This is a genomic window from Brucella sp. TWI432 (assembly GCF_039674445.1).
Taxonomy (GTDB): domain Bacteria; phylum Pseudomonadota; class Alphaproteobacteria; order Rhizobiales; family Rhizobiaceae; genus Brucella; species Brucella chromiisoli.
In genome coordinates this window covers 111,724-125,316 of record NZ_JBDJNL010000007.1, presented here as the reverse complement: position 1 = coordinate 125,316, position 13,593 = coordinate 111,724, and the positions used below count along the sequence as shown (strand labels likewise).

The following is a 13,593-nucleotide window of genomic DNA, read 5'->3' as shown; positions in this document are numbered from 1 at the left end:
GAAGCGGCTTTGCGTGGGATAATGCGTGAAAACAAACAGATAGAGCATTTTCAACCATTCAATCAAAATAGGAAATGCTCGCGCAGCGGTCTTAGCAGATTCACAATTTGGCTTGACCGAAGTCAACAAAAAAAGCCGCTGCGCGATCTTTGCGCAGCGGCTTTTTTTGTAACCAGACAATCAGCAATTAAGCTGAAAGCGCCTTGAACTTCGCGAGAATTGCATCGCCCATTTCAACGGTGCCAATCTTTGTTGTGCCGTCCGACCAGATGTCGGCAGTGCGCAAGCCATTATCAAGAACGCCAGCAATTGCGGCTTCCAGACGGTCGGCTTCATCGATCAAATTGAACGAGTAGCGCAGGCACATGGCCAAAGATGCGATCATTGCGATTGGATTTGCAACGCCCTGACCAGCAATATCAGGTGCCGAGCCATGTACAGGCTCATAAAGCGCTTTGCGCTTTCCGGTTTTGGCATCAGCCGCACCAAGCGAAGCCGATGGCAACATGCCCAGAGAACCGGTCAGCATCGCTGCAACGTCGGAAAGCATATCGCCAAACAGGTTGTCAGTAACGATGACATCAAACTGCTTTGGCCAACGAACAAGCTGCATACCGCCGGCATCAGCCAGCATATGCTCGAGTTCAACGTCGGCATGTTTTTCCTTGTGACGTGCGGTGACGACCTGATTCCACAAGACGCCCGATTTCATCACGTTGCGCTTTTCCATCGACGTAACCTTGTTACGGCGCGTGCGCGCAAGTTCAAAAGCCACATCGGCGATGCGTTCGATTTCGTAGGTGTCATAAACCTGCGTATCGATACCGCGCTTCTGTCCATTGCCCAGATCGATAATTTCCTTCGGCTCGCCGAAGTAAACGCCACCGGTCAGCTCACGCAGAATCAGAATATCGAGGCCTTCGATGACTTCCGGCTTCAACGACGATGAATGCGCAAGTGCTGGATAGCAGATTGCCGGGCGAAGATTGGCATAAAGAGCCAAATCCTTACGCAAACGCAGAAGACCTGCTTCCGGGCGGACTTCATATGGTACGCTATCCCACTTAGGACCGCCAACAGCACCAAAAAGTACGGCATCGGCAGCAAGCGCCTTTTCCATATCCGCATCAGAAATTGCCTGGCCATATGCATCATAGGCCGAACCACCAACCAAGCCCTCATCGGTTTCAAAACCGAGATTGAGACCTGAATTGAGGAAATCGATGATCTTGCGGACCTCAGCCATTGCTTCAGGACCGATACCATCGCCGGGCAGGAGAAGGAGTTTTCTGGATGCCATTATGCCAAGCCTTTGTTTTTTCTCAGATAACAACGGATAAAATTTAACGTCCGCTATCTCTTTTTAGAGAGCGTTTCAATCTGGTTTTATCAGATCAGCACGTCTCAACCATTTGTTTTTAAACTGCACCCTGACTGAAAACCGCTTCACACTTTTCAAGATGCACCTTAAAGTTCCGCGAGGGTTATAGAACCCCCTCGCCTGGCAATCAACAACGGCAGTGCGAAATTTATGAAAAAGAACTGAGGATATGTAGAAATTATATAACAGCTTTTGACATCATGGGGCGCCGACCAAAACCATCTATTCGAGAGCCCGCGCTTCCGATGGCAGCATGATCGGAATACCGCCCCGAACCGGGTAGGCTAGCTTGGCTTTCTCCGAAATAAGCTCGCTGTTTTCCGCATCATATTGAAGCACACCCTTGGTTAGCGGACATACAAGCAATTCAAGCAGCTTCACATCAAGATTGCCGGTATTTTCATTCTCAACCATTGGTCTATCCTCAATATTCATTGCAGGCGTGAGCCATAATCATCCTTGATTTTGGCCAATACCATTTCTGTAATCGCGATCAGGGTTGCAGCACGCGTTTTCAAATCCGGCGCTTCCAGAAGTGCTTGTTTTTCGGCAGGTCCGAAAGGCGACATCATCGACAATGCATTAACCAAAGTATCATTGGCTGCACGCGAAATGCTCTCCCAATCAGCCTCCAGATTATGCACTTCAAGATAATCCTTGAATGCACCCAAAAGCGCATCACGATCAATTTCGCCCAGATCACGCGGGTCTTCCAAGTCGGCCAGAAATGGCGCAATGCGGCATTGGCGATAGGGCTTGCGGCTATTCACTTCTTCCAGCACGCGAAATCGGCAAATACCCTGAAGCGTAATAAGCACGCGTCCATCACCGGTTTCAGAATAAGTAGTGATGCGTCCAAGGCATCCGACCTGACTTAACGGCGGACGAGCGGCTTCATCGAACTTATCGCGATCATCCTCCTCACTATCATCCGTGTCACTCTCGTCAATGTGCGGCTGGATCATTGCGATAATGCGTTTTCCGGCAAGCGCGTCTTCCACCATTTCCAGATAGCGCGGCTCGAAAATATTGAGCGGCAACTGTCCACCAGGCAAAAGAAGCGCACCCGTTAATGGAAACACGGGTACCAGATCCGGTATATCAGCGCCCGTCCGATAACGGGCATTGCCCACCTGCATTACACTCTCCCTCTGTTCATGGCATCCCGCTCAGGAAAACAGGAGCGATGAAAGCTTGCGGCGTGCGCCAAGCGTCGCCGGGTCCATATTGCCCCAGGCTTCAAAGAACTGAAGAAGCTGCTTGCGCGCGCCATCCTCATTCCAGCTACGATCCGCTTTCATAATTGAAAGCAATTCATCAGCTGCCTCTTCCCGACGCCCCTGCGCATTGCGCACCTGCGCCAGATCAAACCGCGCCTGATAATCCTTTGGATCGGCTTGCACCCGACGCTCAAGTTCGACCGGATCACCAATAAGCTTAACCTGATCAGCCAGTGCAAGACGCGCTTCGATTGCACGCACAGCCGCCACATCAAGCTTGTCTTGCGGAAGGCTTGCCAGTGTTTCGCGCGCCTTATTGGCATCACCCGATTCAAGCAGACATGTCGCAAGACCAACGACCGCATCCACATTATTGGGAGCCACCTGCAAGATCGATGAGAATATCTGCGCGGCTTGAACGAAATCGCCTGCTTGCACAAGCTCATTGGCTGCATTGACAGCTTCTGTGATTGCCGCTTCCTGATCGCTCGGACCACCGATCTTGGCGATAAATTCCTTGACCTTTGAATCCGGCAAGGCGCCCATAAAACCATCGGCGGGCTGGCCGTTGACGAAAGCAATAACAGCAGGAATGGACTGAATGCCGAGCTGGCCTGCGATTGACGGATGATCGTCAATATTCATTTTCACTAGCTTCACCGCGCCGCCTGCTGCACGAACGGCGTTTTCAAGAATTGGGGTCAATTGCTTGCACGGCCCGCACCAGGGCGCCCAGAAATCAACCAGAACCGGCTGATTGCGCGATTCTGCCACCACATCCACCTGAAACCCTGCAGTGGTTGTATCCTTGATAAGATCGTTGCTACCGCCGGGTGTCGTTGTTGACCCAAACGACACATTGCCACTCATCTGTCCGCTTGCACTTGAATAAGGATTGTTCTGGCTCGTCATCGGATATTCCTTATATCTTCCCGCTCACATATAGGGCAGCAGCATGTCGGTTTCGATACGTCAATGCATATTGTCTATCGCTATTTTCAAGCCGCGCCCCCGCTGTAAACAGTTTATACCGAAGATGCGGCCTTGGCATCCTCTGAAACAGCAAGAATACGCGGCTCATGTCCGGTTGCGGCAAGAAAGCGGATCAGATCATCGCGCTTAATGGAGGTTGTCGCCTCATTGGTCAAAGGATGACCATTGATCATGTCATTTTCCATCAGGCTTGCGTCGAGGATGATCTGAACTTTGTGCCCAGTATCATTCACCGCACCAAACACTGTCACACTGCCCGGAACAACGCCCAGATATTCCATCAGCTTTTCCGGTTTGCCAAACGATACACGACCGGCAGCTCCGATAACCTGATGGATCGATTTAAGGTCGACCACGGCATTTTCATCTACCGTTACCAGAAAGAAATTGTCCTTCTTGTCTTTAAGAAAGAGGTTCTTGGTGTGACCGCCTGCGATTTCACCACGCAGGCTCTGAGAATCGGCAACCGTGAACAAGGGCGGATGATGCACGGTCCTAACCTCAATATCGAGGTTCCTCAGATAATCATGAAGTTGATGCGATGTCAGAGGCATGCTGATCCCTATTTCAAAAATGAGCAGACAGTTTCGACGTGCTTTATGTAAGGTTTCTATACTCTTAGTGCAAAACCAAGGCCGAGCGAAAGCCGAAGATTCGCGGATCGTCGCAAATGAATCGCCACACGCAGACATTATCAACCCGCAGAAGTGGAAACCACCAGGCGATAGATGCAAAAGTTGCACTTGCCGCCTGTCCCTCGCGCACTCCAAAAGCTACTTTAAACGAAATTATATCTTTTAATTCAATATCTTGAATAAAACCCGGCTAAATAATTCAACGAAAGAGCATTTTCATCGAATTTCCCTGTTGCAATCTCAAATGTGTTGGTCCATATAGCGCTTGCCTAACGGAAATGACTTCTCTCTCAGAGAAGACTGGCGCGAGCGGGTGTAGCTCAGGGGTAGAGCACAACCTTGCCAAGGTTGGGGTCGAGGGTTCGAATCCCTTCGCCCGCTCCAGTTTTTCCGTTAAGTATAGGCAACAAAACCCCGGCTTTGTCCGGGATTTTTGCTTTTCAGTGTCGGATAAGCTACTAAATTATTCCCGCGATAACGGCAATTTACTTCCTGCAAGGTGCCGCTCAGTCAGTGCGCGTTCCTCAACAATTGAGTAGCGGAAGCGGAACAATTTTGCAGGCCGTCCGCCTGTTTCACTGTCACTCTCTCCAGTTTCTTCAACAAGATCCTGTTGTTCAATCAGTCTCCTGAAATTCTGTTTATGGAGACGCAAGCCTGCCAGCGCCTCAACCGTTCGCTGAAGCTGAAAAAGCGTAAACGTGTCCGGCATCAATTCAAAGACAACGGGGCGGTATTTGATCTTGGCACGCAACCTTGCAATAGCCGTCGCAAGAATACGACGATGGTCAGCAAACATATGCTGACCGTTTTCAGAGCCAACCGTGCTGGCCTCATGCACAAGACCAGCTTCATAGAGAAGTTCATAGCGCTGAAGCACAAGGTCTTCATTCCAACGCTCATCATTCAGGCCGAAGGAAAAGGCAATACGCCGCAAACGCTGTGCAGTCAGCGCAGGCGATGAAGTCTGTTCTGCCCAAACACGAAGATCATTGCTAAGATGCCTGACGATCTCGGGCACACCCTGACGGTGATCTTCCCACGGCAAATAATCATACCAACCATGCCAACCGGCATAGCCATCACCACCGTCATATTCACGAACAAGGCCGAGATAACTAATTGAAATCGTTCGCTCACCAAGCTTATGTCTGTCACGATCCGCAAATGTATAAAGCTGCTCCAGATAGCCAACCGGATGAGCGGTTTCTTTCTGAACCCACGCCCGCAGACCAGATTGTAATGATCGGTGTTCCGATTCAAACGGGCCGGATGGCAAAGCCCTGCCCTGATGAACTGTCATCACGCGTGGCTGCTCACCTGTGACAGCAGTTAAAACTGCAATCAGTTCGGTATGGGCAATATCATCAGTCAACGCAGCAACTTCTTTCTTTACTCAATAACTGACGGCATAAAGAACCGTATGAAATGGTTGTGCGTTGGATACCGCATAAAATCAATTCAAAAGCTTGCCGTACAAAAAAGCTAGAGCGTGTCGCGCTTAATCGCACCTAATATGCCCGCTCTATTTTCGTGTTTTTACGCATGGCGTTCTCGGATCGTAGCGGGAATAAAAATCAGTCCGGTGAACCGATTTGCCCACAAAGGCGGTTCCCACTTTTCTGCAACATGCTTTATCCGCCATAAAAAACGCCGCCCGGTGGGCGGCGTCTCATTAGGGCTTATCTAAGCAGATTATGGTGTAACGTCGAAGCCGAACCACTTTTCGGAAAGCTTCTTAATCGTGCCGTCAGCCTTGGCAGCTTCGATGGCTTCGTTGAACTTCTGCTTGAGTTCAGGCTCGTTCTTGCGAATACCAACGGCAACGCCGCGACCTAAGATTCCACCCTTGAAGTAAGGACCGGTCATAACGATGTCTTCATTGCCCGGCTTCTTGGCTGCATCCGAAAGGTAAGCCAATGAAGCAACAATCAGATCGACGCGGCCCGACTTGAGGTCGAGGTCATGCTGGTCGGTGGTCTTGTATTCACGGATATCGGTCGAATCCTTAAAATATTTGTCCAACAGTGAAAGACCCAGCGAAGCAGTCTGAACGCCTACTGTGCGACCCTTGATTTCAGCCGCAACTTCATCAATCACTTTCTGGGAAGCAGCTTCGTCCTTGGCAAGATAAAGCGTCTCGCCAGTATGCGGAAGCTTCGCAAACGGGCTGTCCTTCAGCGTTGCGAAAGTCTGTGGCGTCAGACCGTAGGAAACGGTGAAATCGATGGTTTCTTCACGCTTTGGCGTAGCAGTCAGACCAGCCATGATCGCATCGAACTTGCCAGCATTGAGCGCTGGAATAATGCCGTCGAAAGGCTGCGCGACCAGCGTGCATTCAACCTTCATGCGCGCACAGAGATCCTTGTAGAGATCAACTTCGTAGCCATCCAGTGTGCCATCTGGCTTGGTGAAGTTATACGGACGGAAAGCGCCTTCCGTAGCGATCGTGATCTTGTCCCACTTCTTTTCCTCTGCATGCGCAGAAGCGGTGGTGAGAACGAGTGCAGAAACGAACAGGGCTTTGAACAATCCCGTGGTCTTCATTGGACTTACCTTACGCAGTTTAATTGCTAATATGCCTTTTGGCACAAATCAGCATTGTTTGAAATGATCAGGCTGCATTTTCGTGGCTGATAAACTTGCGGAAACGCTCGGATTTCGAGTTTCCGAACACTTCTTCAGGCGCGCCATCTTCTTCGACCAGTCCCTGGTGGAAAAACACAACGCGATTGGATACATCACGCGCAAAGCCCATTTCGTGCGTGACAACCAGCATCGTGCGGCCTTCTTCAGCAAGCCCTCGCATAACGCGCAACACTTCGCCGACCAGTTCTGGATCAAGCGCCGAAGTTGGCTCGTCAAACAGCATTACTTTCGGCTTCATCGCAAGCGCACGCGCAATGGCCGCACGCTGCTGCTGACCGCCGGAAAGATGCGCTGGATAAAAATCGCGCTTGTCGGCGATACCAACCTTGGCCAGAAGCGCTTCCGCTTCTTCCACACATTCAGCGCGCGAACGGCCCTGCACATAGATCGGCGCTTCAATGATATTTTCGAGAATGGTCTTGTGGGACCAGAGATTGAAGCTCTGGAAAACCATGCCAAGCTCAGAACGGATGCGCGAGACCTGCTTCTTGTCGGCCGGATAGGCTTCGCCCTTTGAGTTCTTGGCCATGCGAATGGTCTCACCGGAAACAGTCACCGTACCGGAAGTTGGAATTTCCAACAGATTGATGCAACGCAGGAAAGTCGATTTGCCTGATCCTGAAGAACCGAGGATCGAAATGACTTCACCTTCGCGCGCTTCCAGAGATATACCCTTAAGCACTTCATTGGTACCGAAGCTTTTGCGCAGATTTTCAACTTTCAACGCCAAAGGGGCATTGGGAGATATGATTTTACTCACGATGTTTTTCCTTCGGTGGTGATCCTGACGACGGGCTGGCGCAGATAAGGTGTAAGCTTGTATTCAGCAAACATAAGCAAACGTGTCAGAACGAAGTTGATAGCGAGGTAGATAGCACCCGCAATAACAAACACTTCAATCGCGCGATAAGATTCAGCGATCAGCTTGGCAGCGATGCCGGTCACTTCCATCAGAGTAATGATCGAGGCCAGCGATGTTGCCTTGACCATGGAGATCATTTCATTGCCATAGCCGGGCAAAGCCTGACGAATTGCCAGCGGCATGACGATGCGGCGGAAACAGGTGAAGCGCGACATGCCACAAGCTTTCGCAGCTTCGATCTGGCCAGTGGGCACGGATAGAAGACCGCCGCGAATAATTTCGCTGGCATAGGCTGCATTGTTCAAGGTCAGTGCAATGATCGCACACCAGTAAGGCTCGCGCAGGATCGGCCAGAGGAATGAATAACGCACCGCCGGAAACTGGCTGAGGCCGTAATAGATAATGAAGATTTGCACCAGCAGCGGTGTTCCGCGAAATACAAACACGTAAAGGCGGGCAATCCAGTCGAGAACAGTTATGCCCGAAAGACGCATCAAGGCAAAAAGCAAAGCCAGCACAGCGCCAAAGACAATCGAACTGGCAGCAAGTTGAAGGGTCAGCGGAACGCCGCCAATCATCTGCATGAAGGCTTCTGAATAGAATTGAAAGTTCATGATGCTCTCCGCACGCCGCGCGAGAAGTGACGTTCAGCTTTCTGCAGGATGGTGCCGGAAACCGACGAAATCAACAGATATAGCGCACCGGCAATGAGGTAGAAGTTGAAGGGCAATCCCGTCGATCCAGCGCCGATCTGTGCCTGACGAAGAATATCAACAACACCCACAACCGAGATCAGAGCCGACTCTTTCAACGCCACCTGCCACACATTGCCAAGGCCCGGAAGTGCATGGCGAAGCGCGAGCGGCGCAATGATGCGGCGGAATTTGAGCGCCTGTCCCATGCCGCACGCTGAGGCTGCCTCAAGCTCGCCCTTGGAGACCGCACGGAATGCGCCGCGAAAGACTTCCGTGTGATGCGCACCGCATGAGATACCGATGGCCAGCACACCGGCGAGGAATGCCGGAAAGCCGACAAAACCCTGCGCACCAAAGAAACGGCCGATCGCCGTTACAGCGGCGCTGCCGCCAAAATAAAACAGATAGATCACCAGCAGATCAGGAATACCGCGAATAATGGTGGTGTAAGCATCGGCAATCGAGCGCAGTGTACGCCCACCGGAGATTTTCGCCCAGGCTGCGAATACGCCGATGACAGCGCCCAGCAGATAACCCAGAACAGACAGCGCTACAGTGACCAGCACCGCCATCATCAGAACATGGCCCCAGCCATCCGGTCCAAAGCTCAGAATATCGAGAAAAGCCTTCATGATGCCTCAAGCCGCTTAGGAGATAAGGAAATAAACGTCATCTGTTTTCCGGGTCATTCTTTCAGGCAGGTGCTTTGTTGATCGGAGGTGGGCAAGGCTGGTTGAACATTATCCGGGATTGGACTCACAAAGACGGCTCCATTGAGCATCGTTTATGATCTTGTTTGACTTTTGCAATCTGCTCCGGGTTGCGGAACAGCTCTGCGGCCGTACTTCTCATAATTTTGCGCCGCAGGCAGTTTACCCTGCGCAACCATCTGCCATGAATGAAGCGGCGTGCCGATTGCGCATGTTGTACCGCGCATCTGCACAGTTGGAACAACCCAGCTAACGCTGCCAATATCCGTGGAGCCCGCGAGCGACTGATCACGCCTAATCGTACCCAATACGCTCGCTCTATCTTCTTGTTTTACGCATGTCGTTCTCGGAAAACCGGTTCCCACTTTTCCGCGACATGCTTTAGAGCTACTCCAAACTTGTGGCAACAGATATAAGCGAAATTGCACAAAACACTAACCAGAAGCGACATAATGGTTAGCACCAATGCTCACCTTGATAAGAAAGACATCATATTGCGGAAATTGATTCCAAAAAAAATCCGGCGAAACCAGTTTCGCCGGATTTTATTGCGTGTCAGCTTCGCTTAAAAATCCCAGTCTTCGTCTTCAGTCGCGACTGCCTTGCCAATCACATAAGAAGAGCCTGAGCCTGAGAAAAAGTCATGGTTCTCGTCGGCATTCGGCGAAAGCGCCGAAAGGATCGCCGGATTGACCTTACAGGCTTCCGCCGGAAACAGGGCTTCATAGCCAAGGTTCATCAGAGCCTTGTTTGCATTGTAATGCAGAAACTTCTTCACGTCTTCGGTCAGACCCACGCCATCATAAAGCGCTTCGGTATAACGCACTTCATTGTCATAAAGCTCCAACAACAGATCGAAGGCAAAATCCTTGATCTCCTGCTTTTTGGCTTCATCAAGCTTCTCAAGCGCGCGCTGATACTTATAGCCGATATAATAGCCATGAACGGCTTCATCGCGGATGATCAGGCGGATGAGGTCAGCCGTGTTGGTGAGCTTGGCGCGGCTCGACCAGTACATCGGCAGATAGAAGCCCGAATAGAACAGGAAGCTTTCCAGAAACACGCTGGCAATCTTCTTCTTGAGCGGATCTTCAGCGTTATAATTTTCGAGGATCAGCTGCGACTTCCTTTGCAGGAATTCGTTTTCTTCCGACCAGCGATAGGCATCGTCCACATCGGGCGTCAGGCACAGTGTCGAAAAGATCGACGAGTAAGACCGTGCATGAACCGCTTCCATGAAGGAAATGTTCGACAAAACAGCTTCTTCATGCGGCGTTGAGGCATCCTCCATAAGTGTCACAGCACCAACGGCATTCTGGATCGTATCCAGAAGCGTCAGACCTGTGAACACGCGGATGGTGAGCTGCTTTTCTTCGGCTTTGAGCGTTTCCCACGACTGGATATCGTTGGAGAGCGGCACCTTTTCCGGCAGCCAGAAATTGCCGGTCAGACGGTTCCAGACTTCGAGGTCTTTGTCGTCTTCAATCCGGTTCCAGTTGATGGCCCGCACGACCGCCGGCTTTTTCGCATTGTTGTTTTTAAACTGCATATTCATTTGTCTCGATCCTGATCAGAGAGCGCAAGAGACGCAGCCTTCAACCTGCGTACCTTCGAGCGCCATCTGGCGCAGGCGGATGTAGTAGATCGTCTTGATGCCCTTCTTCCACGCGTAGATTTGAGCCTTGTTGATATCGCGCGTGGTGGCGGTATCACGGAAGAACAGCGTCAGCGACAGACCCTGATCGACATGCTGCGTTGCCGCCGCATAGGTGTCGATGATCTTTTCCGGGCCAATCTCGTAAGCATCCTGATAATATTCAAGATTATCATTCGTCATGAAGGCAGCCGGGTAATAAACACGGCCAATCTTGCCCTCTTTACGGATTTCGATCTTGGAAACAATCGGATGGATCGAAGAGGTCGAATGGTTGATATAGGAGATCGAACCAGTCGGCGGCACGGCCTGCAGGTTCTGATTATAAAGCCCGCCTTCCATGACGGATTTTTTCAGTTCCTGCCAGTCTTCCTGTGTCGGGATCGCAATACCGGCATTCTCGAAAATCTCGCGGACCTTATCCGTCGCAGGCTCCCAGACCTGATCGGTATATTTGTCGAAATATTCGCCCGTCGCATATTTCGACTTTTCAAAGCCCTTGAACGAGCTTTTCTGTTCAATGGCGATCAGATTGGACGCGCGAACAGCGTGATAGGCCACCGTGTAGAAATAGATATTGGTGAAATCGACGCCTTCTTCCGATCCATAGAAAATGCGCTCGCGGGCGAGATAGCCGTGTAGGTTCATCTGGCCAAGGCCGATGGCGTGACTCTCATCATTGCCGCGTGCAACGGATGGCACCGAGCCAATATGGCTCATGTCTGAAACAGCCGTCAGAGCACGGATTGAGGTTTCGATGGTCTTGCCAAAATCCGGGCTGTCCATGGCTGCTGCAATATTGAGCGAGCCGAGGTTGCAGGAAATATCCTTGCCCAAATGCTCATAAGACAAATCTTCATTGAAGATGCTGGCTTCACTCACCTGAAGAATTTCCGAGCAGAGATTGCTCATGGTGATGCGGCCATCGATTGGATTGGCGCGGTTCACCGTGTCTTCAAACATGATGTATGGATAGCCGGACTCAAACTGGATTTCCGCCAGAACCTGAAAGAAATCACGCGCATTGATCTTCTTCTTGCGGATACGGCCGTCATCAACCATTTCCCGATATTTTTCGGTGATCGAAATCTCGGTCATCGGCACGCCATAGACGCGTTCAACGTCATAAGGCGAGAAGAGATACATATCTTCGTCGTTTTTAGCGAGTTCGAACGTGATGTCGGGAATCACAACACCAAGCGACAATGTCTTGATGCGGATTTTTTCGTCCGCATTTTCACGCTTGGTATCGAGGAAGCGCATAATATCAGGGTGATGAGCGTGCAGATAAACCGCACCCGCACCTTGACGCGCACCAAGCTGGTTAGCGTAGGAGAATGAATCCTCCAAAAGCTTCATCACCGGAATAATGCCGGAAGACTGGTTCTGAATCTGTTTGATCGGTGCGCCGGATTCACGAATATTGGTCAGGCTCAGAGCCACACCGCCGCCACGCTTTGAAAGCTGAAGCGCCGAATTGATGGAGCGACCAATCGATTCCATGTTGTCTTCAACGCGTAGCAAGAAGCACGAGACCAGCTCGCCGCGCTGCTTTTTGCCTGCATTGAGGAAGGTCGGCGTTGCTGGCTGATAACGGCCCGCAATAATTTCATCGACCATTTCGCGTGCGTGCTGTTCGTTGCCACGTGCAAGCGTCAGCGCCACCATGCAGACACGATCTTCGTAGCGCTCGAGATAGCGCTTACCGTCGAAGGTCTTCAACGTATAGCTGGTGTAATATTTGAATGCGCCAAGGAAGGTCGGGAAGCGGAACTTCTTGTCATAGGCATGATCGAAAAGATCGCGCACGAAATTAAAGGAATACTGGTCCAGCACTTCCCGCTCATAATAGCCTTCAGCGACCAGATAATCGAGCTTTTCACGCAGATTATGGAAGAACACCGTGTTCTGGTTGACGTGCTGCAGGAAATATTGCTGTGCCGCCTGGCGGTCGCGATGCAGCTGAATCTTCCCCTCATCATCATAGAGGTTCAGCATTGCATTGAGCGCGTGATAATCGAGCGAGGTCTCAGCAGGTTTCTGCGGCTTGCTGCCTGATGCAGCAACCGTCGCCGCAGATGACTCCTGCTTTTGCGAAGCAGCGACTGTCTCGTGCTCACGGGTCAGGGTTGTGTCTGCCGTGTCCAAAATCGTTCCATCCCGTCTTTAACATTGCCAATGTCTTCGTCGGTTCCCAGAAGCTCAAAACGATAGAGGTAGGGAACCTGACATTTGGCAGAAATGATGTTGCCTGCGAGGCCAAAGGCCTCCCCGAAATTGCTGTTTCCAGCGGCAATGACGCCGCGAATGAAGGATCGGTTATCCGCATCATTAAGAAAGCGGATGACCGGCTTGGGAACAGCACCTTTCGCGCCTCCGCCGCCATAGGTTGGTGTTACGAGCACAAAAGGCTCGTTGACCCGCAACAGGCCCACATTGTCTTCATAGCTTTCCAGCGGAATGCGCTTTGAGCGCATCCCCAGACGCATCACAAAGCGATGCGTGTTTTCCGAACGGCTGGAAAAATAGACGATCTGGCCCATAACAAACCCCGGCAGCGGAAGGGATTATGCCAGCGCGCTGATCATATCCGGACGAAAACCAGCCCAATGGGATTCACCGGCAACAACAACCGGCACCTGACGGTAGCCCAGTCCCTGAACGAGATCATACGCATCGCTATCCGCGGAAATGTCGATAACATCATATTCAATGCCCTGACGATCGAGCGCGCGGGTGGTTGCTGTGCACTGGACGCAGGCGGGCTTGCTATAGACGGTGACGTTCATTTTTT

14 protein-coding genes, 1 tRNA gene and 1 pseudogene are annotated in these 13,593 nt (G+C 51.3%); 1 reads left to right on the top strand and 15 read right to left on the bottom strand.

Translation table 11 applies throughout. The features are described 5' to 3' along the window. Positions 1 to 187 precede the first annotated feature (187 nt). The 5 genes from leuB to ABE527_RS12175 all read right to left on the bottom strand — a co-directional run bounded on the left by leuB (position 188) and on the right by ABE527_RS12175 (position 4,148). Entirely contained in the window at positions 188 to 1,300 is a 1,113-nt protein-coding gene (gene leuB / locus ABE527_RS12195; protein WP_499697075.1) for a 3-isopropylmalate dehydrogenase, read from the bottom strand. A 303-nt stretch (positions 1,301 to 1,603) separates the two neighbouring features. Next, positions 1,604 to 1,795, bottom strand: a complete 192-nt coding sequence (locus ABE527_RS12190; RefSeq protein ID WP_265985825.1) for a Trm112 family protein — start codon at positions 1,793 to 1,795, stop codon at positions 1,604 to 1,606. A 17-nt stretch (positions 1,796 to 1,812) separates the two neighbouring features. Beyond that, positions 1,813 to 2,520: an LON peptidase substrate-binding domain-containing protein gene (locus ABE527_RS12185; RefSeq protein ID WP_499693758.1), complete on the bottom strand. Its 708-nt coding sequence runs from the start codon at positions 2,518 to 2,520 to the stop codon at positions 1,813 to 1,815. Between the two features lie 30 nt (positions 2,521 to 2,550). Then, entirely contained in the window at positions 2,551 to 3,513 is a 963-nt protein-coding gene (gene trxA / locus ABE527_RS12180; protein ID WP_499693757.1) for a thioredoxin, read from the bottom strand. A 113-nt stretch (positions 3,514 to 3,626) separates the two neighbouring features. Further along, positions 3,627 to 4,148 carry a prolyl-tRNA synthetase associated domain-containing protein gene (locus tag ABE527_RS12175; RefSeq protein ID WP_499697074.1) on the bottom strand — a complete coding sequence of 174 codons (522 nt, stop codon included), beginning with the start codon at positions 4,146 to 4,148 and terminating at the stop codon, positions 3,627 to 3,629. Between the two features lie 390 nt (positions 4,149 to 4,538). Between ABE527_RS12175 and ABE527_RS12170 the strand changes: the two genes are divergently transcribed. Then, positions 4,539 to 4,613, top strand: a tRNA-Gly gene (locus tag ABE527_RS12170). A gap of 79 nt (positions 4,614 to 4,692) precedes the next feature. On the opposite strand, the gene ABE527_RS12165 is transcribed toward ABE527_RS12170, so the two are convergent. The 10 genes and pseudogenes from ABE527_RS12165 to nrdH form a co-directional block, all read right to left on the bottom strand. Further along, a complete protein-coding gene (locus ABE527_RS12165; protein WP_265986825.1) occupies positions 4,693 to 5,604 on the bottom strand; it encodes an NUDIX hydrolase in 912 nt (303 codons plus the stop codon). Between the two features lie 320 nt (positions 5,605 to 5,924). After that, a complete protein-coding gene (locus tag ABE527_RS12160) occupies positions 5,925 to 6,776 on the bottom strand; it encodes a transporter substrate-binding domain-containing protein (RefSeq protein ID WP_499697073.1) in 852 nt (283 codons plus the stop codon). 67 nt (positions 6,777 to 6,843) lie between these two features. Beyond that, positions 6,844 to 7,638: an ABC transporter ATP-binding protein gene (locus tag ABE527_RS12155; protein ID WP_323054577.1), complete on the bottom strand. Its 795-nt coding sequence runs from the start codon at positions 7,636 to 7,638 to the stop codon at positions 6,844 to 6,846. Then, positions 7,635 to 8,354 carry an ABC transporter permease gene (locus ABE527_RS12150; protein WP_499693753.1) on the bottom strand — a complete coding sequence of 240 codons (720 nt, stop codon included), beginning with the start codon at positions 8,352 to 8,354 and terminating at the stop codon, positions 7,635 to 7,637. The genes ABE527_RS12155 and ABE527_RS12150 overlap by 4 nt, the downstream gene beginning before the upstream one ends. Then, positions 8,351 to 9,067 (bottom strand): ABC transporter permease, encoded by a 717-nt coding sequence (locus ABE527_RS12145; protein ID WP_265986822.1) that lies wholly within the window; start codon positions 9,065 to 9,067, stop codon positions 8,351 to 8,353. Before ABE527_RS12145 ends, ABE527_RS12150 begins: the two co-directional genes overlap by 4 nt. Before the next feature lie 53 nt (positions 9,068 to 9,120). Continuing rightward, positions 9,121 to 9,435 (bottom strand): annotated as a pseudogene (locus ABE527_RS12140) (amidohydrolase); the annotation flags it as partial. 275 nt (positions 9,436 to 9,710) lie between these two features. Beyond that, on the bottom strand, positions 9,711 to 10,700 hold the full coding sequence (gene nrdF, locus ABE527_RS12135; RefSeq protein WP_499697072.1) for a class 1b ribonucleoside-diphosphate reductase subunit beta: 990 nt from the start codon (positions 10,698 to 10,700) through the stop codon (positions 9,711 to 9,713). A 15-nt stretch (positions 10,701 to 10,715) separates the two neighbouring features. Continuing rightward, a complete protein-coding gene (gene nrdE / locus ABE527_RS12130; protein ID WP_499697071.1) occupies positions 10,716 to 12,947 on the bottom strand; it encodes a class 1b ribonucleoside-diphosphate reductase subunit alpha in 2,232 nt (743 codons plus the stop codon). Beyond that, positions 12,923 to 13,342 (bottom strand): class Ib ribonucleoside-diphosphate reductase assembly flavoprotein NrdI, encoded by a 420-nt coding sequence (gene nrdI, locus ABE527_RS12125; protein ID WP_499697070.1) that lies wholly within the window; start codon positions 13,340 to 13,342, stop codon positions 12,923 to 12,925. The genes nrdE and nrdI overlap by 25 nt, the downstream gene beginning before the upstream one ends. 24 nt (positions 13,343 to 13,366) lie before the next feature. Beyond that, positions 13,367 to 13,588 (bottom strand): glutaredoxin-like protein NrdH, encoded by a 222-nt coding sequence (gene nrdH, locus ABE527_RS12120; RefSeq protein WP_265986818.1) that lies wholly within the window; start codon positions 13,586 to 13,588, stop codon positions 13,367 to 13,369. Between the last annotated feature and the right edge of the window lie 5 nt (positions 13,589 to 13,593).

Excerpts from the sequence above, each read along its gene's own strand:
- trxA (WP_499693757.1), bottom strand. The coding sequence starts at position 3,513 with ATGACGAGCCAGAACAATCCTTATTCAAGTGCAAGCGGACAGATGAGT.
- leuB (WP_499697075.1), bottom strand. The coding sequence starts at position 1,300 with ATGGCATCCAGAAAACTCCTTCTCCTGCCCGGCGATGGTATCGGTCCT.
- ABE527_RS12150 (WP_499693753.1), bottom strand. The coding sequence starts at position 8,354 with ATGAACTTTCAATTCTATTCAGAAGCCTTCATGCAGATGATTGGCGGC.
- ABE527_RS12175 (WP_499697074.1), bottom strand. The coding sequence starts at position 4,148 with ATGCCTCTGACATCGCATCAACTTCATGATTATCTGAGGAACCTCGAT.
- ABE527_RS12145 (WP_265986822.1), bottom strand. The coding sequence starts at position 9,067 with ATGAAGGCTTTTCTCGATATTCTGAGCTTTGGACCGGATGGCTGGGGC.
- ABE527_RS12185 (WP_499693758.1), bottom strand. The coding sequence starts at position 2,520 with ATGCAGGTGGGCAATGCCCGTTATCGGACGGGCGCTGATATACCGGAT.
- nrdF (WP_499697072.1), bottom strand. The coding sequence starts at position 10,700 with ATGAATATGCAGTTTAAAAACAACAATGCGAAAAAGCCGGCGGTCGTG.
- ABE527_RS12190 (WP_265985825.1), bottom strand. The coding sequence starts at position 1,795 with ATGGTTGAGAATGAAAATACCGGCAATCTTGATGTGAAGCTGCTTGAA.
- ABE527_RS12160 (WP_499697073.1), bottom strand. The coding sequence starts at position 6,776 with ATGAAGACCACGGGATTGTTCAAAGCCCTGTTCGTTTCTGCACTCGTT.
- nrdH (WP_265986818.1), bottom strand. The coding sequence starts at position 13,588 with ATGAACGTCACCGTCTATAGCAAGCCCGCCTGCGTCCAGTGCACAGCA.
- nrdI (WP_499697070.1), bottom strand. The coding sequence starts at position 13,342 with ATGGGCCAGATCGTCTATTTTTCCAGCCGTTCGGAAAACACGCATCGC.